Below are 21,342 nucleotides of genomic sequence, written 5' to 3' on the forward strand. Positions count from 1 at the left end.
GCTGCGCGCTCGTCCTCAAGCGCCGGACGGGCTGTATGGCTGTGGTGCGGCTCGTCCTGCGGGCGTCGCGCGGGTTCGTGATCATCGCGCTGCGCGCTCGTCCTCAGGCGCCGGACGGGCTGGGTGTGAGGACCTCGCGGAGCTTCGTGGCGAAGGGCTCGGGCTCGCCGTGCTGGCCGTACTCGCCGCCCAGGAAGCCCCCGTGGTGGCTGGGGAAGACCTCGGGGGCGGTGCCGAGGCGCTCGGCGATCGCCACGCCCGCGCGGGACGCCAGCTCACCCTCCGACTCCTTGCCGACCGCGATGACGATCCGCGTCGGCGCGGCGGCGAGGGCGTCGAAGTCGGGCCGGTAGCCGCAGCAGCCGAGGAGGTTCTGCCCGAGGAGGGCGTCGTCGCGGGAGCCGTCGTCCTCGGTCGGGAGGCCGAAGTCGGCCGGGTCGGGGCCCGGCGCGTCGGCGTAGCCGTCCGGCAGCGGCCCCTTCTGCATCGTCAGCGCGATGAACTTGGCCATCGCGGGCCCCATGCCCTGGCTCTGGTACGTCCGGTGGATGCCCTGCACGGCGGCCCACGCCTGCTCGTGGTCCGGCACGGTCCGCACCGCGGGCGGCTCGTGCGCCACGAGCGTGCGCACCAGGCCGGGGTGGCGGGCCACCAGCGCGAGGCCGTTCACCGCGCCGCCGCTGCTGGCGAACACGTCCACCGCCCCGACGCCGAGCGCCTCGATCAGCTGCCGCAGGTCCTCGGCGTGCCGGTCCGGCGTCAGCTCCCCCTCGGCCCCCTCGTCGTCGGTCCGGACGCTGCGTCCGGTCCCGCGCGGGTCGTAGGTGACGACGACCCGGTCGGTGAGGTACGAGGCGAGCGTCGTGAACCCGACGGCGTCCATCGGCGAACCGATCAGGAGCAGGGCGGGGCGGCCTTCGTCCGCGTCCCGCAGCTCGCCCCGCACGTCGTACGCGAGGGTCGCGCCGGGCGCGTCCAGGGTGTGGCTCTCGGGCTTCGTGGTCATGGTGACTCCTCGGGTCTCCGCGGCCGGCTCGGCCGCTCTCACCCATAAGACGGCCGGGCCCGGCGAATCTCATCGCGGACGGAGCGTGAACTTGACGGGGCGGGCGGGGGACCGGGCGGTGACCGGGCCCTCCCGGCCGCTCCGGCGTGACGCGATGCGTGCGCCCGAACCCCGGCGCGTGGATGAAAGCACGGCATGTGTCACCCCCAACAGCGGCGTTTGTCGCGGGATTTCGGGACAGCCGGGCGGGCCGAAATGGCCAGGGTGTGGAAAACCCGCCGGTGCGTCACCAGCGCGCTGGCCGCGTCGGGCCGGGGCTGCTTAGGATCGCCGACGCGGGCCAGTAGGCGCGGTACGCACACCGCGTGCCGCGCCGGTCGGCACCCGGGGAAACACGCCGGAGAATGCCGACGCCATCGACATATCCGTGGCCGGTACGCGCCCCGGCCGCAGGAGAACCGCACGAGATGGGCACGAGAAACGCACGCGATATGCAGGGGAGCTGCACGGGATCTGCGCGGGGGAATTCAGGAAACTCAGGAGAGTGGAATGATGACGGGGGAACAGACATGCGTCGACACGCTCGCGGCGGCGTCGATCGGCGACATCCGCTATCTGCACACGCTCGGCCCGACCGGCACCAATCTGGAGTCGGCGGCCCATCTCTGGTTCCAGCGCCACGGACTTGAGGACGAGGGGCAGGTCGTCCTGCACCCCTCCCTGGAGGACGCGATGGCGAGCGTCCCGAGGACCGGCGCCCACGCCCTGGTGGCCTGCGCCGTCTACCCCGAGCTGCACACGCTCGTCTTCGGCAACCTCCACACCTGCCGCATGGTCGACTGCTTCCTGTGGCCCACGTACGAGATGGTGCTCGCCGCCGCGCCCGGCACGCACGGCGAGCCGCGCACCGTGGCCACCCACCCCGCACCGGCCGGGCTCGTGGCGCCCGTCAGCGCCCGTCAGCTGGTGACCAGCAACGCCCAGGCGGCCATCGACTGCGCCGACGGCAAGGCCGAGGGGTGCGTCACCACCGTCGTCGCGGCGCGGGCCCACGGCCTGCGGATCGTCCGCAGCTTCGGCGAGGTCCCGATGGTCTACACCGTCCACCAGGTGCGGGAGGCCGCCCGGTGAGCGGCGCGCCGAACGGGGTGCTCGGCCCGGCGAGCGGCACCCACCACCTCCACGACGACCTCCTCGGGGAGGCCGCGCGGCTCGGCAGCGGCCTCCTGCCGCGCGTCAACGCCTTCCGGCGCCGTCAGCGCGACGACGGCACCGTGCCCGCCCCGGACGCCGCGGACCGCCGCGCCCTGCTCGCCGTCACGGACGAGGCCACCCGCTTCTTCGCCGGGCACGGCAGGGCCGCGCAGGCCGACGCCCTGGCCGCCGACGTCGAGGGCTGGCTGGCCGCCGGGCTCGACACGCCGCCGCACTTCGCCCGCAGCCGCGACGCGCTCACCGCCCCGGCCGACGGGGACTGGGCGGCGTTCCTCGCCCCCGTCCAGACGACCAACAGCGCCCCGCCCGTCGGCAAGCGCCTGGAGTTCTTCCTCGTGCGCCGCAAAGAGCCCGACGCGCTGCCCGGCCTCGCCGAGCACTATCCGCACCCGAAGAACAACTGCCAGGCCACCGTGCTCGTCGCGGGCAGCGAAGGAGTGGCCGACGGCAACTGCATCGTCTTCTTCCCGGAGAACGTCGCGGCCCACGACAAGGTCGTCGAACAGGCCTACGCGATCTTCTTCTTCAGCAAATTCCGCAGGATTCACGAGACGTACGCCGTGCCGTCCGCACGCGCCGTCCTCACTCCCCGATCCGTGCCCCGCGCCTCCACCGGAATGGACCCCGAAGCCTGTTACCAGGCCCGGGCCGTCTGGGGTTATCTGCACGACTACTTCCACCACCAGGGGCGGTGGCCGCTCGACCAGCACATCAAACTCAAGATGAACTGGTTCGTCGGCCTCCTGGAGGAGCTGAAGGTCGACGCCAGGACCGCGCTCGCCTGCCACGCCGATCCCGCGGTGCCGTACGCCGACGAGCAGATCGCCATGATCCTCCTGGAGCGGATGTTCCGGTACCCGCTGGACGCCCACGCCGTGCGCAACTTCGACGCGGGCACCGGCGTGTTCCTCTACTCCTGGCTGCGCGAGCGCCGCGCCCTCGCCACCGGCCGCGCGGGGCTCCTCCACCTGGACCACGACCGGGTGATCGAGGGCCTGCGGGAGTTGGTCGACGCCATCGAGGGTATGGAAGCGGCCGTCAGCACCCCCGCGGAGTACCGTGCGGCCGCCAAGGCGCTCGTACGGACCCGGCTGCGCGAGGGCGCCGAGGGCGACCGGTACGCCTTCACCGACGACCAGCGGGCGCTCCTGCGGGAGCGGGAGCGGCTCGCCGCGCTGCCGCCCCTGCGCTTCGCACCGGCCGCGCTGTGAACGGGACGAGCCGAGCCACGAAAGGGCGTACCGCCATGGGGAAACTGGACCGGGCCGCGATGGAGGCCGCGGTGCGGCAGTACTTCGAGGCGTGCAACAAGGTCGACCGCGACCTGTTCGCCGCGTGCCTGTCCGAAGACGTCGTGCACTATCTGGCCCACGGCATGTCCGGGCCCGTGCACGGCATCGACCCGATCGTGGAGCGCTGGGGCGCCGACGTACGGGCCAACGACTCGCACTGGGCCGTGGACGCCGTCTACGCCGACGAGCACACCCGCACGGCCGTCTGCGAGTGGACCGCCTTCAAACCGAGGCTCGGCAAGGTCCTGCGCGGCGCGGAGGTCTACCGCTTCGACGACACCGGCCTGATCGACGAGGTCCGCATCTACTACGCCTCCGCGCGCGACGACACCCGGGCCGCGAACGAGCTGGAAGGGTTCCCCTACGCCGACCGCGGGTTCGCCACGTGACCGGCGCCGCCCCGCCGCTCGACGACCGGGACGGCGTCCTGTGGGTCGACGGCGCCCTCGTGCCCTGGCGCGCGGCCCGCCTCCACGTCCTCAGCCACGGCCTGCACTACGGCGGCAGCGTCTTCGAGGGCGAACGGGTCTACGACGGCCGGGTCTTCGCGCTCCACGACCACAGCGCCCGGCTCGTCGCCTCCGCCCGGCACCTGGGCTACGAACTGCCCTGGACGGCCGACGAGCTCGACGCCGTCACGCGCGAGGTCGTCGCCGCCGCCGGCCTCACCGACGGCTATGTGCGCCCCGTCGCCTGGCGCGGCGCCGACACCCTGCGCCTGGTGGCCCCGGACAACCGCGTCCACCTCGCCGTCGCCGCCTGGCCCTGGCCGCGGATCTTCACCGACGGGCCGCGCGGCATCCGCCTCGGCACCTCGCGCTGGCGGCGCCCCGCACCCGACACCGCGCCGATCCGCGCCAAGGCGGCCGCCCTGTACGCCGTCGGCGCCCTCGCCGGGCAGGAGGCGGAGGCGGCGGGCTTCGACGACGCGCTGCTCCTCGACCACCGGGGCCGCCTCGCCGAGGCCACCGGCGCCAACCTCTTCCTGGTGCGCGACGGGGAGCTGCACACCCCGCCGCCCGAGTGCGTCCTGGACGGCATCACCCGGCGCACCGTCATCGGCCTCGCCCGCGACCTCGGCCTCCCGGTCGTCGAGCGCCACCTCGACCCGGCCGAACTCGACCGCGCCGACGAGGTGTTCCTGACCGGCACGGCGTACGAGGTCCAGCCGGTGACCGGCATCGACGACAGGACCTTCCCGCTCGGCGAGGTCGGCGGGGCCCTCACCGAGGCGTACGCGCGCGCCGTACGGGCCGGGGACGGCGACCGCGCGGCGCCCCCGGCCCCGGCGGCCGCGTCGAGCGACACCGGATGACCGGTTCCGGATCCACCGGATCCCCCCGGTCCTCCCGCGGCCCCGGCACGGACGGCGGGCGGCGGGCCGCCTGGGCCGAGGGGGCGCGGGCCGCCGTGCCCTTCACCGTGGCGATCTTCGCCTTCGGCGTGTCCTTCGGCGTCCTCGCCAAGGGCGCGGGCTTCTCCGCGCTCGCCGCGACCTCGATGTCGGGCCTCGTCTTCGTGGGCTCCTCGCAGTTCGCGGCGGTCTCCGTGATCGTCAACGGCGGCGGCTGGGCGGCCGCGGCCGTCGCGGGGACGCTCCTGAACCTGCGGTACCTGGTGATGGGCTTCGCGATCCTGCCCGCCCTGCGCGGCGGCCGGGCGCGCAGGGCCGTCGAGTCCCAGCTGGTGATCGAGGAGTCCTGGGCCATCGCCAGCGACGCCGACGGACGGTTCGACCGGGTGCGGCTGCTCTCCTCCGGCGTGGTGCTCTGGCTCGGCTGGGTCCTGGGCACCCTGGCGGGCGCCATCGGGCCCTTCCGGGCGGTGGACGTCCTCAACTACGGCCTGGACGCGGTGTCCCCGGTGCTGTTCTTCCTGCTGCTCGCCCCCCATCTGGGCACCGCCCGCAAGCGGTCGGCGGCCGCGACGGCGGCGGTGGCCGCCGCCGTCCTCACCGCCGTCGCGGTGCCCGACTCCGCCATCGCCGTGGCCTGCCTCGTCGCCGTCGGGTGGACCTGGCGGGCCGGGAGGAAGCCGTGAGCAACGACCCGTGGATCGTCGTCGGCGCCCTGGTGGTGACCACGTTCCTCATCAAGGGCGCCGGTTCGCTGGTCCTCGGCGACCGCGAACTGCCCGCCTGGTTCCCGCGGTTCGTGGAGTACCTGACGCCCGCGCTGCTCGCCGTCCTGGTCGTCACCCAGCTCGTGGGCTCGGCGGGCGCGCACGGCATGACCTTCGACGCCCGCGTCGCCGGGTTCGCCGGAGCCCTGGTGGCCTGGCGGCTCAAGGCGCCCGTACCGCTCGTCGTCCTGGTGGCCGCCGCGGTCACGGCGGGCGTACGCGCGCTCGGGTGAGGCCCGGCGAGGCGGTGGCGGTGCCGCGCTCGCGCTCAGCCCGCGCCGGCCTCCGGGGGCCCGGCGGCCGCGGCCCCGGCGCGCTCCACGGCCGCGGCGACCTCCAGGGCCTCGTCGAGGCCGGGCCTGTGGCCGGTGGCCCGGTGCAGGCGCGCGGAGCGTTCGGCGGCCCGGGCGGCCTTGGCGTGCTGGCCGAGGGCCAGGTGGACCCGGGCGAGCTCGGTGAGGGCCGCACCCTCGGCGAGCCCGAGCCCCGCCTGCCGGGCCGTGCTCAACGCCCGCCTGGTGCACGCCAGGGCCTCACGGCTCTCGCCCAGCTGCCGGTGCACGGCGGCGAGGCCGAGGCACGCCTCGGCCTCGGCCCTGCGGCAGCACGCCGCGCGGGCCGCGTCCAGGGCGCGCCGGTGGTGGTCGAGGGCGCCGGGCACGTCGTCCAGGCGCAGCAGCACCGTGCCGATCGTGTTGAGGGCGTCCGGCTCGACCAGGCGGCGGCGGGTGCGGTGGGTGACGCCGAGCGCGTCGACGGCGTACTTGAGCGCGAGCCGCGGGTCGCCGAGGTCGCGGCAGACCACCGCGAGCGCGTTGAGGGCGCCCTCCGCCGCGTACGTGGCGAGGAGCCTGCCGTCCACCGCGAGCGCCCGGGTGAGCAGGCGCTGCGCCTCCTCCAGGGCGCCGAGCGCGTGCTGCACGCTCGCGCGGCCCCACAGCGACAGCATGACGGTGTGCTGGTCCGCCGAGGCCTCGGCGCACGCCCCGGCCGCCGCGAAGTGCCCGCGCGCGGCGTCCAGGCGGCCCTGGTCGAGCCGGGCGCGGCCGAGCAGGAACAGGGCCCAGGCCTCCCCGGCGGGCTGGGCGCCCTCGCGGTAGAGGGCCAGGGCCCGTTCGGCGTCGCGGACCGCCTGGTCCAGGGCGCCGCGCTCGCGGTGGGACGCGGCGAGCCCGAGGACCGCGCCCGCCCGCTCCACGGGCTGCCCGGCCCGCGCGAACAGCTCGTCGGCGGCGGCGCTGTGCTCCAGCGCCTCCTCGTGCCGGGCCAGCTCCCACAGGACGTAGCACAGGCTCCAGTGCATCACCGCCCGCGCGTGGTCGTCGTGTTCGGCCTCGGCCGCCTTGAGGCCCGCGTGCGCGGCCCGCAGCCAGTCGGTGCGTCTGCCGTGCTCCATCAGGTGCCCGTGCACGGCCAGGGCGGACTTCCAGGCGAACGGGCGGGGCCCGTGGCGCACCGCGTGCTGCGCGCAGGCGAGCAGCGCGGGCCGCTCGTCGTCGAGCCAGGCCCGGGCCGCGGCGTCGCTCCTGAAGGCCAGGGGCGCGGTGGGGGAGCCGTCGGGCTCCGGCGGCCGGGCGGCGTACCAGGAGTAGAAGGTGCCGTACAGACGGCAGGCGGCCTGTTCGGCGGTGCCCAGGTACCAGGTGAGCAGGCGGCCCACGGCGTCGTCGCGCACGGCCGGCGCGTCCTCGGCCGCGGCCCGCTCCCCGGCGAACAGGCGCACCAGGGCGTGCAGGTGGAACCGGCCGGGCCGGTGCGTCTCCAGCAGGCTGCGGGCGGCCAGCTGGTCGAGGAGGCGGGTGGTCGCGGGCACCGCCGCGCCGGTCAGGGCGGCCGCCGCGGGGACGGACACCTCGGGGCCCGGGGCGAGCGCGAGCAGCCGCAGGGCCTCGCGCTCCGGGGCGGGCAGGGAGCGGTAGGACAGCGCGAGGACGCTGCGCACACCGGTGTGCCGCTCCTGGTCGAGGGCGAGTTCGCCCAGGCGGTCGGCGCGCAGCTGGCCGACGATCCGCGCGATCGGCAGATGCCGGTCGCCGATGAGGTGGGCCGCGACGATCCGTACGGCCAGCGGCAGCAGCCCGCAGAGCCGGACGGCCTCGGCGGCGGCCTCCGGCTCGCCCCGCACCCGGTCCGCGCCGATGACGCGGCCGAGCAGCGCGAGCGCCTCGTCCTCGGCGAAGACCGCGAGGCTCACCCGGTGGGCGTCGTGGAAGGCGGTCAGGCCCCGCAGGTCGTTGCGGCTGGTGACGACGACGAAGCAGGTCGGCGAGCCGGGCAGCAGCGGCCGCACCTGTTCGAGCCCGGCCGCGTCGTCGAGCAGGATCAGGACGCGTTTGCCCGCCAGGAGCGAGCGGTAGAGGGCGGCCTTCTCGTCGGTGCTCTCCGGCAGGTGCCCGGTGCCGACGCCGAGCGCGCGCAGGAGCTGGCCGAGGGCCTCGTCGGCCGTGGTCGGGGGTTCGGCGGCGTGGCCGCGCAGGTTCGCGTAGAGCTGGCCGTCGGGGAAGCGGTCGGCCACCCGGTGCATCCAGTGCACGGCCAGGGCGGTCTTGCCGACGCCCGCCATGCCGGAGACGGAGGAGATCACCAGGGTCTGCCCCGGGCCCGTGTCGTAGCGCGAGAGCAGGGTGTCGAGCTCCCGCAGCTGGTCGGCGCGGCCGGTGAAGCTGGCCACGTCGGGCGGCAGCTGGCGGGGGACCGGACGCGCGGCGGGCGGTGCCGCGGGGGCCGGGGAGCGCTCGGGGGCGAGGGCGGGGTCGCCGACCAGGACGCGCTGGTGCAGCTCCTTGAGCTGGCGCCCCGGTTCGATCCCCACCTCGTCGTCGAGGAGCTGGTAGAAGTCCCGGTACGCGGCGAGGGCGTCGGCCTGGCGGCCCGAGCGGTACAGCGCCAGCATCAGCTGGCGGCGCAGCCGCTCGCGCAGCGGGAACGCCCGCACGAGGGTGGTGAGTTCCGCCAGCGACGCCTCGTAGCGGCCGAGTTCGATGAGGGCGTCGACGCGGTCCTCGCGGGCCACCAGGCGCAGCTCTTCGAGGCGGTCGGTCTCGGCGAGGGCGAAGCTGCGGTCGCTGACCCCTTCGAGCGCGGGCCCCGTCCACAGCGCGAGGGCCTCGTCGAGGAGGGTGACCACGGCGGGGGCGTCGCCGTCGGCCGCGGCCTTGCGGGCCCGGTCGGTGAGGTGGACGAAGCGCAGCGCGTCGACCTGTCCGTCGGCCACCTGGAGCGTGTAGCTGGTGTTGCTGCGGGCGCCCGCGCTGACCAGGACCTCGAAGCCGGAGGTGGCCCGCCGGCCCGGCTCCAGGATGCGGCGCAGGTGCAGGACGTGGGTGCGCAGCGAACTGACCGCGCCGTCGGGGATCTCGCCCTCCCACAGCAGCTCGGCCAGGCGCGAGGTGCTGACCGGGCCGCGGGCGAGCGCCAGGGCCGCGAGGAGTGCGCGCTGCTGTGGTCCGAGGCCCACGTGGCGGCCCTGGACCTCCACGCTCACCGGGCCGAGGAGCCGGATGCGCACCGACTCCTTCGGCGCCTGCGCCTCCTGGGGCTCCGAGATGCGGCTCACTCGACTCCCTCTGCTTCCCGGTTGGCGGTCCCTGCTCTTGTGGTCGCTTTTCCGCCCCCGTCCGGTTGCCGCTGCGGCGCTGATCGTGTTCCGGCTCAACCGGACCCGGACTCGTCGGGGCCGGTGACGAAGCGCCGGATCACGCCGTCCGACACCGTGAACTCCCAGGCGGTGTCGATGTCGTTCCAGATGTCGTTGTGGAAGCGGGCGCTCACGGACAGGCCGTCGGGCGACTCGCGGACGACCTCCATCCGCGCGTGCGAGGAGAACAGCTCCCGCTCCACCCACGCGTGGAGGTCGCGCTCGGTGCCGACGTCGATCACGGTGGCGTCCTCGGCGAGGACGGTCCAGAGGGCTTGCTGGTCCTGGGCGTTGACCGCGTCGACGAAGGCGCGTACCGCCGGGTGGGAAGGCCTGCCGCTGGAGGAGGTCATCTCCGGTGCTCTCCTGGTGGTTCCTGGTGGTGCCCGACCGGGGCCTGCCGTGGTGCCGCGGGGCGGCCGGTCAGCCGTCGGTGACGGCCCGGTGCAGGGCGTGGGTGTCCTCGAACAGGTGGTAGCGCGCGACCCGGCCGTCGACGACCGTGAGGTGCGCGGCGAACGGCGTGGTCAGCGGCTTGCCGGTGGCTTTGACGGTGTCCCGCAGATGGCCGATGATCACGCCGTGCTCGCCGTCGACGACGATGTGCGTGACGGTGAACTCCTCCGGCTGCAGATACTCGTGGAGGGTGGCGAAGAAGTGCGCCACGCCCTTGTGTCCGGTGTGGTGGCCCGACCACGGCACCGCGGGGGAGCCGGGGGCGAGGAACTCCGCCGACTCGGCGAACAGCCGTACCGCACCGTCCAGGTCCCGGTCCGCGAGCCGGGCCAGATAGGCGTCGATCACTTCTCTGGTGGCCCGTGCGGACGCCTCGGGGGAGTGCGTGGACATCTCACCAACTCCTCGTCTGTCGCTGACGGCAGGACCGGCCGCACGGCCGGCCCCGCTGCTGGTCGTGGAGTCCCAGTGTGGTGCGCCTGTGGCGGGGAGCGTAAGGCAGTCGCCGGTTTCGCGCCACGAGTTGGCGGTGCACCGTGGGTGGCCCCGCGTGTCAGCAGGTGACGGAGGGGGCCGGGGGCAGGGGGTACCCCCGTCCGGGGGTACCGCGCCGGACGGGTGGCGGGGCCGCTCTCCGGCGCGCGGCCGACGGGGCGCCGTACCGCCGTACCGCCGTACCGCCGTACCGCCGCACCGGCGGACGGGCTGACGGGGATCGCGGGGGCGACGCCCTAGCCTGTGGTCCCGACCTCGCACCGGCCCTCGGACCGATCCTCGCCCCGGCCCCCGTACCGGCCCTCGTACCGACCTTGGAGCGCACACCGCCATGCAGCCCGTACCGGACCTCCCGTTCCCCGACGCCCACCGACCGGACGACGCCCCCGCGCCGCACCCGCTGCTCGCGCCCGTGACGGAGCTGCTCGGCACCTGGCACGGCCTGGGCGACGGCGGATACCCCACGCTCGACGGGGACTTCGCGTACGCGCAGGAAGTCACCTTCCGCCACGACGGCCGGCCCTTCCTGCGGTACGAGGCCCGGGCCTGGATCCTCGACGCCGACGGCGCGCCGCTGCGCCCGGCGGCCCGGGAGAGCGGCTGGTGGCGGCTCCAGGCCGACGGCCACGTGGAGGCGGTCATCTCCCAGCCCACCGGCATCGTGGAGGTCGCGACCGGCGTCGCGGCCGACCGCACCGTCGACGTCTCCACCCATCAGGTGGCCCTCACGCCCACCGCCAAACGCGTCGACGCCACCCGCCGCCGCTACGCCCTGGCCGACGACGGCACGCTCACGTTCACCCACGACCTAGCGGCGGTCGGTCAGCCGCTCCAGCACCACCTCTCGGCCACGCTGCGCCGCGCCCGCTAGCCGCCGAGGACGCCGCGGCCACCGTGCACCGGACAGCCGAACGCGGCCCGGGAAGCGGTGGCCGCCGCTGTCCTGGCCGACAAGACGCCGTGCTCGGGGCGGTGGCGGGGGCGTGCGCGCGGTCGTGCCGCGCGCGGGCGGGTTCGAGGTTTCAAGCCAACTCCCGTGTCGTATAGCTCACATGCCGACGCAGCCATCCGGCCATCAGGTCGCAAGGCCCGCGCGGTGCGGACGACCCCTGGCCGTCAGGTCAGGGGTCGTCAATGAGCAGGCGGCACCGCGCACTCGGGGCGCGGTGCCGTGGCACGCCCCCCCCACAAGAGGCCCGTCACGGGCCCGCACAGAGGAGGACCCCTCATGCGTCGTCGACTTGCCACCCTGGCCGTGAGCGCCGCCGCCCTCACGCTCGGGACGGGCCTCGCGGCCGCCCCGGCCTCCGCCGTCCCGGCGGACAAGGCGCAGGTGCTCAGCAGCTGGACGCAGACCGACGCGGGCAGCTACAACGCCTGGGCCGCGGCCCGCGCCAACCAGGGCGCGTGGAGCGCGTACCAGTTCAACTGGTCCACGGACTACTGCTCCTCGTCCCCGGACAACCCCTTCGGCTTCCCCTTCCAGACGTCCTGCGCCCGGCACGACTTCGGCTACCGCAACTACAAGGAGATGGGCACCTTCAGCGCCAACAAGGCGCGGATCGACAGCGCCTTCTACGCCGATCTGAAGAGAGTCTGCGCGAACTACAGCGGTGCGAAGAAGACCGCCTGCGACGCGACGGCCTGGACGTACTACCAGGCCGTCGACAAGCTCGGCAGCGTCGCGCCGACGCACACCGAGTCGGCCGCCTGACCCGGCGGGTGCGGTGCGGGCCCGCCCTCGCGGCCCCGCACACCGCCCCGGGCGAGCTCGCTCCCCTAGGGCCGGTGGAACCGCGCCTCGGGGAAGCGGGCCGAGGGCCCGGCGAGCAGGGGCGCGTCCCGTCCCCGCCGTCCACGGTCAACCAGCGCTTCCAGCCGGTGAATTCGCTCCAGGTCTCGTCCCAGGTCCGGTCCGGGCCGCCGGGGACGTGGCTCGGCCTGCCCAGCATCAGCAGCGGCCGGTCGAGGGGCGTGTCGTTGGGGAAGTGGAAGGTGCCGTCCATGGTGGCCGCGGCCCGCACCCGGGCGTCGCGCAGCATGGCGGGGGCCGTGCTGAAGCCGCCCGCCGAGTGTCCGGCCATGGCGACGCGGCCGGGGTCCAGGCGCGGGCCGCCGCGCCACGCCGGGCGCCCGCCGGTGAGTTCGTCGAGGACGGAGGAGACGTCGGCGGCCCGCACCGCGCCCACCTCGGGGTGGTCCCGGTGCGCGCACGCCACGCAGGTCGTCGGGGGCCCGTCGGGGAAGGCGATGCCGCCGGCCTCGTAGTTGTGCCCGATCGCGGCGACGGCGTAGCCGCGGCTCGCCAGCTCCTCGGCGAGGCCCGTCAGGGTGGCCCGGGGCATGCCGAAGCCCGGCGAGAGCACGACCAGGGGCAGCCCGCCGCGCGCCCGCACCGGCACGGCCCGGACGGTGGCGTGGGTCACCACCGTGCTCAGGACGTCCCTCGGCACCTGGGGCGGGAGGTCCTCCGCGTGGGCTTCGAGGTACGTCCTCGACTCGTCGGCCGTCATGTACGGGGCACGCGTGCCCGAGGGCTTCGCGGCCGGGTACCAGACGGAGACCATCAGCTCCCGTCGCTGTCCGGGCACCCAAGGGTCCGCCCGGTCCGCGTCCTTGAGGTGCACCGAGGCCATCCCGACCGGCCGCTTCCCCGTGGGCGCGGGCAGCTCCGGCGCGGCCGCGCGCGGCGGTGGCGCCGGGGCTTCGGCGCGGGCCGCCGCCGTGGGGACGGACACGGTGAGCGCGGCGGCGAGGACCGCGCAGGCGGCGAGGAACGTGCGTCTCACGGAGGACCTTTCGACCGGCGTCCCTTCACGACAGGAGCGTCGTGAAGCGCTGCCCTCACGCTGGGCACGGGCGGGCGAGCGGCCATCGGCCCCTGGCTGACACTCCCGGCGCCCGGGTACACCCGTGGGGCTACAGCCGGGGATGACGCTCGGTGCGGCGGGCCTCGAACCCCTCCCCGACCCCTAGGTGGCGAGATCGGCACGGTGACAGGTGCGTTGCCCCCTAGAGCCGATGACAAGCCTGGTGGCCGCGTGTTTGGGTGGGCCGCCCGTGCATCACAGGCCCCGCGATCCGGGGCGGAGAAGGGGGATCCATGAAGTTCGCCAAGGTGTCCGCGCGCGTCCTCGCGCCGCTGGCCGGAGCCGCGCTCGCGGCCGTGACCCTGGTGTCGCCCGCGGCGGCCGCGCCCGAGCACTGGGTGCCGGGGGAGGTCCAGTACGCCAACTCCCGGCAGGTGATCACCCCGAACTACGGCACCGAGGGCGCGCGGATCGTGGCCCGCGTGGACTGGGAGGAGGGCAAGGGCGCCGTCTACGGCAACCTGTGGGACATCAAGCGGGGGGACGGCAACGACTCCCGCATCGAGGCCGGTTACTCCGTCCTGAGCGGCGGCGCCTGGAAGCCGGTCGTCCGTACCCTCAACAGCGTCAAGGACACGAGCGACAGCGGGGTGCACACGAATCTGCACACCGACCCGCGCGTGAAGATCAAGGACCTCAAGATCAGGGCGTGTTCCGTCAACAGCGCGGGCGCCTACGTGTGGTGCGGCGACTGGAAGTAGCCCGGCCGGGGCCCGCGGTGATCCGCGGGCCCCGCCCCCCGTCAGTGGATGCCCGCGCCGTACGCCGTGAGGGCCTCGGTGACGGGCTGGAAGTACATGGGCCCCTTGCGGCCGCCGCCGCACCCTATGGTGCCGCCCGAGGTCAGGCCGAGCGCGGTGTCGCCCGCGAACATCGAGCCGCCGCTGTCGCCCCGGTCCGCGCAGACCGCGGCCTTGACGAGGCCCTTGACCGTGCCCTGCTGGTAGTTCACGGTGGCGTCGAGCGCCGTCACCTCACCGCCGCGCAGCCGCGTGGTCCTGCCGCTGCGCCGGACCTTCTGGCCGACGATCGCCTCGCCCGCCTTGGTGATGGGCTGGGCGGTGCCGTCGTAGAGGTTGACCTCGCTGGGGTGGGCGGTGTCCGCGGTGTAGCGCACCAGGGCGAAGTCGTCGCCGGGGAAGCGCGAGTCCTCCATGGTGCCCACCGCCGGACCGCTCGCCGGGGACCAGGTGGAGCCCGCCTTGCCGCAGTGGCCCGCGGTGAGGAAGTACGGCTTGCCGTCCTTGACGACGTTGAAGCCGAGCGAGCAGCCGCCGCCGCTGCGCCGGATGCCGTCCCCGCCCGAGAGGCTCGGCGCGAGCTCGCCCGGAACGCGGCGCAGCGAGGCCCGGTCGCCGAGCCCGTCGACCACCGCGCGCAGGCGGGCGAGCGCGGCGCCGGTGACCGTGCGGTCGGCGACGACCTCGACCCGGTTGCTCCGGGGGTCGGCCGACCACGCGGTGCCCGCGATCGTGGCCCGCCGCTCCAGGACGCGCTGGGCGGTGCCCAGTTCCCGCAGCGAGTGGCGCACGACGCGGGCCCGGGCGCCGCGCTCCTCGGCCTGCCGGGCGGCCGCCCGGTCGAGGACGTTGACGACGAGGGCGCGGTGCGCGGCGTCGTAGTAGCTGCCCGCCGAGCGCGGACCGAGCTCGTCCCGCAGGGCCCCGGCGAGTGCCGCGGCCGCCGGGGCGGCGAGCCGCTGAGGCGCGTCCGCGCCCGCCCGCGGCGAGGCCGTCGCGTGCGGCACCGCCGCCGCGGTGCCGAGCAGGGCGGCGGCGCCGAACCCGGCGATCACCGCACGCCGGGACGGCTGAGTAGACCTAGACATGACAATCCTCCGTGGGGGTGGGAGTGGAAGAGCAAGGACGATCGGGGAAGAAGGGGGAGGGGAGAAGGGGCAGACGGGAAGAGCGGTCAGCCGGTGGCCGGGGTCGGGGACGAGCCCGCGGCGAGCCGGTGCGGGCGGCCGGAGCCGTCGGCGGGAACGGTGAAGAGCGTGGGCATGCTGTCGACCGGACGGGCGTAGACGAGGGTGTCGTCGTCCAGCCACGCGGGCTGGTCGTCCACGTGCGCGGTCTCCGCGAGCGCGACGTCCCCGCGCACGGCCGGGCCGCCCCCGGCCGCACCGCCGCCGAGGCGCAGCACGTGCAGCCGCCAACGCCCCTGCCCCGTACGCTTCTTGTACGCGATGCGCCGGCCGTCCGGCGAAAGGGACGGGCACTCGACGTTGCGGCGGACCGCGGTCAGGGTGCGCCGGACGAGGTCGCCCCGCATCAGCCAGGTGCGGCCCTTGGAGGCCATCGTCGCGTAGAAGGTGCGGTCGTCGGCGGCGAAGGTGACGCCCCAGAAGTTGACGTCCTGCTCCCGGTAGCGCTCGCCGTCGACGAACGGCTCGAAGTCCTCCAGGGAACCGTAGTGGTGGCCGTCGCGCAGGTCGTAGATGCCCGCCGTGGTGGAGAACCGGCCGGGCACGGCGTACGAGTCGCCGGTGCGGAACACGGTCCAGGTCACCAGGTGCCCGGACGGCGCGACGCGGGCCCGGCTCGGGGCGCCCCACACGGGCAGCGTGACCTTGGGCTCGCGCGCCCCGTCGGTGTACACGCGGACCTGCGCGGCCTGCGCGGACAGTGGTCCGGGCCGGGCGCGCACGCAGATCAGGGTGGACCGGGCGGTGGCCGCGCGCCCGCAGGTGGGGCCGTCGCCGACCGCCGCGCCGCGCGGCGTCAGCTGCCGGACCCGGTCGCGGTCGACGTACACCACGGTCCCGTGGCGGTCCAGGCGCAGGTGCAGCCCGTCCTGGACGGCCGCCGCCTCGCCGCGCCGCCACAGGACGTACGCGGTGGCCGTCACGAGCAGCACACCGGTGAGCAGCACGCCGAGCAAGGTCCGTGCGCGCGTCATCACTTCCTCCTTCTCGGCAGGGGCAGGGGCAGGGGCAGGGCCGTGGCCACCGCCACGACGACCAGCAGGGCCAGCGCGAAGGCGGCGAAGGCCGGGGCCGGGCCCGCGGTCGCCGCGACCGCCCCGAAGGCCACCGCGCCGCCCGCCCGCGCGAGGGCCTGGGAGGTCTGGACGACCGCGAGCCCGGTCGTCCGCGCCCGCGCCGGGAGCCGGGGCCCGACGTGCGCGATCAGCACGCCGTCGGTGGCGGCGTAGAACAGCCCGTAGAGGACGAGGACCACGGCGGCCGTCGCCACGGCGGCCGGTGCGGCGCCCACGCATCCGTAGGCGACGAGCAGTGCCCCGTGCCCGGCGAGGAAGAGCCGCCGGCGGCCGACGCGGTCGGCGAGCCGCCCCAGCGGCGCCGCCGCCACCGTGAACACCAGCGCCGTCGCCACCGGAAGGAGCGGCAGCGCCCGCGCGGGCAGGGCCATCCGCTGCTGGAGGGCGACGTACAGGAACATGTCACCGGCGGTGACCAGGCCGAGGAGCCCCGAGGTGAGGACCGCCCCGCGGACGTCCCGGGCACCGAGCGCCGTCAGGCACGCGCGCGTGACCCGTGCCCTGCCCGGCACGGGCGGCACGCGGTCGGGCCGTACGCAGACGCCCAGGAGCACCACCCCGGCCAGGGCGAGGAAGAAGCCCACCACGAAGACCGCGTCGTAGTCGCCGGGGACGGCGAGCAGTACGGCGAAGGCGAGGAGCGGGCCGAGGAGGGCACCGGTCGCGTCCATCGCCCGGTGCACGCCGAACGCGCGGCCCAGGTGCTCCTCGGGCGTGGCGCCGGTGATGAGCGCGTCACGGGGCGCGGTCCGCAGGCCCTTGCCGGTGCGGTCGGCGGCGAGCAGCAGCCCGACGCCGCCTGCCGACGTGCCGACCCAGGGCAGGCCGAGCTTGGTGAGGGCGGACAGGCCGTAGCCGACGGCGGCGACGGCCTTGGGGCGGCCGAGCCGGTCCGCCGCGTAGCCGCCGACGAGCCGGAGCAGGGCGGTGGCGCCGGTGTAGAGCCCGTCCAGGGCGCCGAGTTGGAGATAGCCGACGCCGATGCCGTACATCAGGTACAGCGGCAGGACCGCGGTGACCATCTCGGCCGACGCGTCGGTGACGAGGCTGACCGTGCCGAGCGCGAGCACGGTGGGGGGCACCCGGGCCCGTGCGCCGTGTGCCCGCGGCAGGTCGGCCCGGGGGCGGGCGCCGTCGGCCGCCCGCGTCTGTGCGAGATACATGGAGACACTCCTGACGCTCCAAGAGCTGGGGGAGAGCGGAGGGGCGCGGTGGCGTGGGGGTGACCGCGCCCCTCGGCGGGCGGACCGGAGCCGCCGGATCCGCCCGGTCGGGGACGGCGACGTCAGCGCGCCGCTCCCGACGGCCCCTTGGGGTGGCACGTGCCGGACACGGAGTCGGTGAAGGTGCGCCCGTCGACGGGGCGGAAGGTGAAGGTGTAGCCGGTCGCCGACAGATCGAACTGCCCCACGCCGAAGGTGCGGTTGTGGAAGACCTCGGAGGGGCCCTTCGACGTGCTGGTCTTGGAGTAGAGGGCGCGGCCGCCGGTGCCGATGACGAACTGGCGCAGGCCGTTCGCCGTGTCCTTCCTGCCGTCGGCCATCGCGGGCGCGAACCGCTCGTAGTGGTGGTCGTGCCCGTTCACCACCACGTCCGCCCGGTGGTCCGTGAGGATCTTGTAGTGGCTCGACATCCGGCTCTGGTCGCCGTGGTCGCCGGACGAGAACCGGGGGTGGTGCCAGTAGGCCAGCGTGCACGGCTTGGTGGCGGCGGACAGGTCCTTGTCCAGCCACTGGCGCTGGGCGGTGTCGGCGGACGAGCCGAGGTTGGAGTTGAGCGCGACCAGGTGCCAGTCGCCGACGTCGAAGCTGTAGTAGCCCTTGCCGCGCTCGCCGACCGTGACGCCGTTGCCGCTGAAGTAGTCGAAGTAGCCCTTGGCGCCGCTGGTCTTGTACTCGTGGTTGCCGGGCGACGGGTGCACGATTCCGTTGAACCCGCCCCAGTACGGGGCGTACCGCTGGCGGTAGTCCGAGGCCGATCCGGCGTCGTACGCGTTGTCGCCCGCGGTCAGCAGCGCCTGCGGGTTCATCTTCGTGATGAGCGGCGCGGTCTGGTCGCAGGCGGAGCCGCAGATGTCACCCGCGACCGCGACGGTGACGGCGGCGGACGTCTCGCGCCCCGCGTCCTCGCCGTCGGGGTGGAGCGGGGCCGAGACGGCGAGGCCGCCGCCGAGCCCGGCCACCGCGACGACGCCGAGCACGGTGCTCCACACGACTCTGGGGACGGGTTTCACGTGGTTCATCAGAGGTCCTCCGTGGGGGATGCGCGGGCTCGCTGCGCCGATGACGCCCGCGAGGAAGCCCGGGAGCACGCTCGGGACAGCCCGTGAGGAAGCCCGGGACAGTCCGCGAGCAAGCCCGGGACAGGTGGGGGAAGAGGCTCCGGAAGAAGCCGCTGCCCGGTAAGGAACCACGGCCGCCGGAAAGCGCCCAGGAATATCCCGCACCGGACTGGATAACTCCGGACGGGCCGGGGATAGCATGCGGCGCCATGGAATTCAGCCGGACTCTCGGGAATGCCCTCGCCGCGCGCGGGCTTAGTCTGGACCAGCTCGCCAGGGAATTGCGGACGCGGGGAACACCGGTCAGCACCAGCACGCTCAGCGCGTGGCAGACCGGGCAGAGCCGCCCCGAAAGGGCCGCCTCGCTCGCCGCCGTCACCGTCCTGGAAGAGGTCCTCGCCCTGCCGCCCGGGCGGCTGCGCGCCGCGCTGCCCCCGCGCAGGCCGCGCGGGCGGCCCCCGGTGGCGGCCGAGACGGCGGCCGCCCTGCGCGGCCAGTGGGGCGACCAGGCCGACGCCGTGCAGCGCACCCTGACCAAGCTCGACGCCGACTGGATCGACCTGGCCGTGCCCCGGCCGCTGTCGTACCGCGTCCGCACGCACATCGGGGCAGCGGGCCAGGAGCTGGTGATGCACGTCAGCCGCGTCCTGGCCGGGGGCTCCGCGGGCGCGACCCGGATGATCTACGTGACGCGCTACGCCCGGCTGCCGCAGGCCCCGCGCGTGCGGCTGACCCGGGGGTGCCGCCTGGGCCGCTTCCGCGGGGACCCGGAGTCGGGCGTGAGCGCCTTCGAGTTCCTGCTCGACCCGCCGCTGCGCGCGGGGGGCCTGGCCCTGACGGAGTTCGGCATCGCCTTTCCACCGCGGCAGACGGACCGATTCACCAAGATTCGCGCCCATCGGGGAACGCGGGACGTGGTCCTGGAGGCCGTCTTCGACGACGGTTACCGACCGGCGCGCTGCCGGGCCTTCTTCCAGGAATCCGAGAGCTCCGCGCAGAAGATCCTGCGCGAGCTGTCCGGCGGCGAGGCCCAGGGGCACTTCCAGTACATCGAATTCAATCCGACGCCGGGAATCTACGGAATTCTCTGGGAATAGCGGAACGTGCCGTAGGGGGGTTCTCCCTACCTCGCGTCGGCCGGGTGGCCCGACCTCGCGGGGGCCGGAGGACCCGACTCCACATGGGCCCGCTGGCCGGATGGATCAGTTCCACTTGATCGCGGAAGCTGAGCACGTCGCACTGTTCGACCGAACGCCGCGGCATCTCGACCGCAGTTCGTGATGTTCGACCACTAGGAGACCCTGTGTTCAGCCTCAAGTCCTCGCGCCGCACCGTGGCGCGCACCGCAGCGGTGGCCCTGGCCGGAGCGGCGTGCGCCGCCATGATGTCCGGCAGCGCCGAAGCCATCGTCAACGGCAAGGACTCCACGCAGCGTTACCCGTCCATGGTGTCGATCCCGGTGACGGGCGTGGACGACCCCACCTTCAAGGGCGTCTGCGGGGGATCCCTGATCGACTCGAAGTGGGTGCTCACGGCCGCCCACTGCGTGGACCCGACGCTGGTGACCCTGGACGGCACCGTCCGGGTCGGCAGCGAGTGGAAGAAGTCCGGAGGCACGGTCCGCAACGTCGCGAAGACGGTGTCCCACCCGGGCTACAAGAACGGCGAGGGCGCGGGTCCCAACCGCAACGACGTCGCCCTGATCCGCCTGGACCGCTCGGTCGCGGAGAAGCCGATCCGCATCGCCGACAAGCCGGGCAAGCCCGGTACGCCGACGCGGCTCCTGGGCTTCGGCACCGTCGTCGAAGGCCCCGACCCCACCAAGTGGGTCTTCCCGAACCGGCTCCAGGAGCTCGACACGCGCAGGGGGGCGGTCTCCGAGTGCGCGCCGGGCTACGCGGACAAGACCCGCCTGTGCACGATCAGCCAGGTGCCCAAGGCCATGGCCTGCAACGGCGACTCCGGCGGCCCGCAGATCCAGCGCGACCGGCACGGACGCTGGGAGCTCATCGGCGTCACCTCCGGCCCCGGCGCCCCGGGCGTGCCCTGCACCGAGGGCCCGGGGCTCTACACCAGCGCCCCCGCCTACGCGGGCTGGATCAACAAGGCGATGGGCCGCAACGGCTGATCCGCGACGGTTGATCCGCAACCATTGATCCGCGAGAGCTGATCGGCCACCGCTGATCCGCCACGGCTGCCCCGGAACGGCTGATCCGGGGCAGCCGACGCTGCGCGTGACGGGATCCGACGCGGCGCGCGACAGGATCCGACGCGGCGCGTGACGGGATCCGGCGTGCGGCGTCCCGTCACACGGCGAAGACCTGCGAGTCGTCCGCGAACGCCTTGAACTCCAGGGCGTTCCCTGCCGGGTCGAGCAGGAACATCGTCCACTGCTCGCCCTTCTGCCCCTCGAAGCGGACGTAGGGCTCGATCACGAAGTCGGTGCCCGCCGCGCGCAGCCGCTCGGCCAGCGCGTGGAACGCCGGGACGGTCAGGAGCAGGCCGAAGTGCGGCACCGGCACGTCGTGACCGTCGACCGGGTTGTGTATGCGGGGCGCGCGCTCCGGCGCGAGGTGCGTGACGAACTGGTGCCCGTGCAGGTTCCAGTCGACCCAGGCGTCCGAGCTGCGGCCCTCCTCCAGACCGAGCACGCCGCCGTAGAAGCGCCGGGCGGCCTCCAGGTCGTCGACCGGCATGGCCAGGTGGAACCGCGGGGCGGGGGAGTCGAGGTCGGTCATGGGGGCCGCCTTTCAGGAGTGTTCCGGTGGTACGGAGCTGACACTGCGACTCTTCCTTCCCAGGAGCGCGCCCGCGAACCCCCCGCCGAGCGCGCCCGCGCCCCCCCGCCGAGCGCGCCTGCGATCCCCGCCCCGTACCGACCTCTACTCCACCCTCCCGCGCCAACCCCCACCCCCCGCGCACGAGTTGTGGTCCCGGGCCCCATGGTCCGGGCCCCCTCCCGCTCC

The 21,342-nt window shown here is 74.7% G+C and carries 20 protein-coding genes and 1 pseudogene; 11 read left to right on the top strand and 10 right to left on the bottom strand.

Annotated features, from left to right (window positions below; translation table 11 throughout):
* Positions 1-103: 103 nt before the first annotated feature.
* Positions 104-1,006, bottom strand: a complete 903-nt coding sequence (locus tag C9F11_RS34090; protein ID WP_138962992.1) for an alpha/beta hydrolase — start codon at positions 1,004-1,006, stop codon at positions 104-106.
* Positions 1,007-1,555: 549 nt separating this feature from the next.
* Between C9F11_RS34090 and C9F11_RS34095 the strand changes: the two genes are divergently transcribed.
* The 6 genes from C9F11_RS34095 to C9F11_RS34120 are packed head-to-tail and all read left to right on the top strand — an operon-like array spanning position 1,556 to position 5,867.
* Positions 1,556-2,137, top strand: a complete 582-nt coding sequence (locus tag C9F11_RS34095; RefSeq protein WP_249401986.1) for a bacilysin biosynthesis protein BacA — start codon at positions 1,556-1,558, stop codon at positions 2,135-2,137.
* Entirely contained in the window at positions 2,134-3,432 is a 1,299-nt protein-coding gene (locus C9F11_RS34100; RefSeq protein ID WP_249401987.1) for a DUF6421 family protein, read from the top strand. The genes C9F11_RS34095 and C9F11_RS34100 overlap by 4 nt, the downstream gene beginning before the upstream one ends.
* Before the next feature lie 35 nt (positions 3,433-3,467).
* The gene (locus tag C9F11_RS34105; protein WP_138962994.1) at positions 3,468-3,902 is read left to right on the top strand and encodes a nuclear transport factor 2 family protein; all 435 of its coding nucleotides are present in this window, start codon (positions 3,468-3,470) and stop codon (positions 3,900-3,902) included.
* On the top strand, positions 3,899-4,828 hold the full coding sequence (locus tag C9F11_RS34110; RefSeq protein ID WP_138962996.1) for a branched-chain amino acid transaminase: 930 nt from the start codon (positions 3,899-3,901) through the stop codon (positions 4,826-4,828). The genes C9F11_RS34105 and C9F11_RS34110 overlap by 4 nt, the downstream gene beginning before the upstream one ends.
* Complete coding sequence (locus C9F11_RS34115; RefSeq protein WP_138962998.1) at positions 4,825-5,553, top strand: AzlC family ABC transporter permease; 729 nt, start codon at positions 4,825-4,827, stop codon at positions 5,551-5,553. Before C9F11_RS34110 ends, C9F11_RS34115 begins: the two co-directional genes overlap by 4 nt.
* Entirely contained in the window at positions 5,550-5,867 is a 318-nt protein-coding gene (locus C9F11_RS34120) for an AzlD domain-containing protein (protein WP_138963000.1), read from the top strand. The genes C9F11_RS34115 and C9F11_RS34120 overlap by 4 nt, the downstream gene beginning before the upstream one ends.
* A gap of 35 nt (positions 5,868-5,902) precedes the next feature.
* On the opposite strand, the gene C9F11_RS34125 is transcribed toward C9F11_RS34120, so the two are convergent.
* From C9F11_RS34125 to C9F11_RS47615, 3 genes are all read right to left on the bottom strand, one after another.
* Positions 5,903-9,190, bottom strand: a complete 3,288-nt coding sequence (locus C9F11_RS34125) for a BTAD domain-containing putative transcriptional regulator (protein ID WP_171075913.1) — start codon at positions 9,188-9,190, stop codon at positions 5,903-5,905.
* A 95-nt stretch (positions 9,191-9,285) separates the two neighbouring features.
* Positions 9,286-9,624, bottom strand: a complete 339-nt coding sequence (locus C9F11_RS34130) for a nuclear transport factor 2 family protein (RefSeq protein WP_138963004.1) — start codon at positions 9,622-9,624, stop codon at positions 9,286-9,288.
* Between the two features lie 70 nt (positions 9,625-9,694).
* Positions 9,695-10,120 (bottom strand): nuclear transport factor 2 family protein, encoded by a 426-nt coding sequence (locus C9F11_RS47615; RefSeq protein WP_171075914.1) that lies wholly within the window; start codon positions 10,118-10,120, stop codon positions 9,695-9,697.
* 433 nt (positions 10,121-10,553) lie between these two features.
* On the opposite strand from C9F11_RS47615, the gene C9F11_RS34140 reads away from it, so the two are divergent.
* Entirely contained in the window at positions 10,554-11,093 is a 540-nt protein-coding gene (locus C9F11_RS34140; RefSeq protein WP_138963009.1) for an FABP family protein, read from the top strand.
* A 357-nt stretch (positions 11,094-11,450) separates the two neighbouring features.
* The gene (locus tag C9F11_RS34145; RefSeq protein WP_138963011.1) at positions 11,451-11,936 is read left to right on the top strand and encodes a phospholipase; all 486 of its coding nucleotides are present in this window, start codon (positions 11,451-11,453) and stop codon (positions 11,934-11,936) included.
* A gap of 607 nt (positions 11,937-12,543) precedes the next feature.
* Here C9F11_RS34145 and C9F11_RS49985 read toward each other — a convergent pair.
* Positions 12,544-12,858 (bottom strand): annotated as a pseudogene (locus tag C9F11_RS49985) (alpha/beta hydrolase); the annotation flags it as partial.
* A 467-nt stretch (positions 12,859-13,325) separates the two neighbouring features.
* Between C9F11_RS49985 and C9F11_RS34155 the strand changes: the two are divergent.
* The gene (locus C9F11_RS34155) at positions 13,326-13,793 is read left to right on the top strand and encodes a hypothetical protein (RefSeq protein ID WP_138963015.1); all 468 of its coding nucleotides are present in this window, start codon (positions 13,326-13,328) and stop codon (positions 13,791-13,793) included.
* Between the two features lie 41 nt (positions 13,794-13,834).
* Here the strand turns inward: C9F11_RS34155 and C9F11_RS34160 are convergent, their stop codons facing one another.
* From C9F11_RS34160 to C9F11_RS34175, 4 genes are all read right to left on the bottom strand, one after another.
* A complete protein-coding gene (locus tag C9F11_RS34160) occupies positions 13,835-14,920 on the bottom strand; it encodes a S1 family peptidase (RefSeq protein ID WP_138963017.1) in 1,086 nt (361 codons plus the stop codon).
* Between the two features lie 86 nt (positions 14,921-15,006).
* Complete coding sequence (locus C9F11_RS34165) at positions 15,007-15,993, bottom strand: hypothetical protein (protein ID WP_212767848.1); 987 nt, start codon at positions 15,991-15,993, stop codon at positions 15,007-15,009.
* Positions 15,993-17,258: an MFS transporter gene (locus C9F11_RS34170; RefSeq protein ID WP_138963019.1), complete on the bottom strand. Its 1,266-nt coding sequence runs from the start codon at positions 17,256-17,258 to the stop codon at positions 15,993-15,995. Before C9F11_RS34170 ends, C9F11_RS34165 begins: the two co-directional genes overlap by 1 nt.
* A 122-nt stretch (positions 17,259-17,380) precedes the next feature.
* Entirely contained in the window at positions 17,381-18,337 is a 957-nt protein-coding gene (locus tag C9F11_RS34175) for a metallophosphoesterase (RefSeq protein ID WP_212767849.1), read from the bottom strand.
* Positions 18,338-18,585: 248 nt separating this feature from the next.
* Here C9F11_RS34175 and C9F11_RS34180 point away from each other — a divergent pair, with 248 nt between their 5' ends.
* Positions 18,586-19,473, top strand: a complete 888-nt coding sequence (locus C9F11_RS34180; RefSeq protein WP_138963023.1) for an XRE family transcriptional regulator — start codon at positions 18,586-18,588, stop codon at positions 19,471-19,473.
* 206 nt (positions 19,474-19,679) lie between these two features.
* Positions 19,680-20,504 carry a serine protease gene (locus C9F11_RS34185; RefSeq protein ID WP_138963025.1) on the top strand — a complete coding sequence of 275 codons (825 nt, stop codon included), beginning with the start codon at positions 19,680-19,682 and terminating at the stop codon, positions 20,502-20,504.
* Positions 20,505-20,682: 178 nt separating this feature from the next.
* Here the strand turns inward: C9F11_RS34185 and C9F11_RS34190 are convergent, their stop codons facing one another.
* Entirely contained in the window at positions 20,683-21,114 is a 432-nt protein-coding gene (locus tag C9F11_RS34190; RefSeq protein ID WP_138963027.1) for a VOC family protein, read from the bottom strand.
* Positions 21,115-21,342: the final 228 nt, after the last annotated feature.

Origin of the sequence: Streptomyces sp. YIM 121038, assembly GCF_006088715.1 — a bacterium.
Taxonomy (GTDB): domain Bacteria; phylum Actinomycetota; class Actinomycetes; order Streptomycetales; family Streptomycetaceae; genus Streptomyces.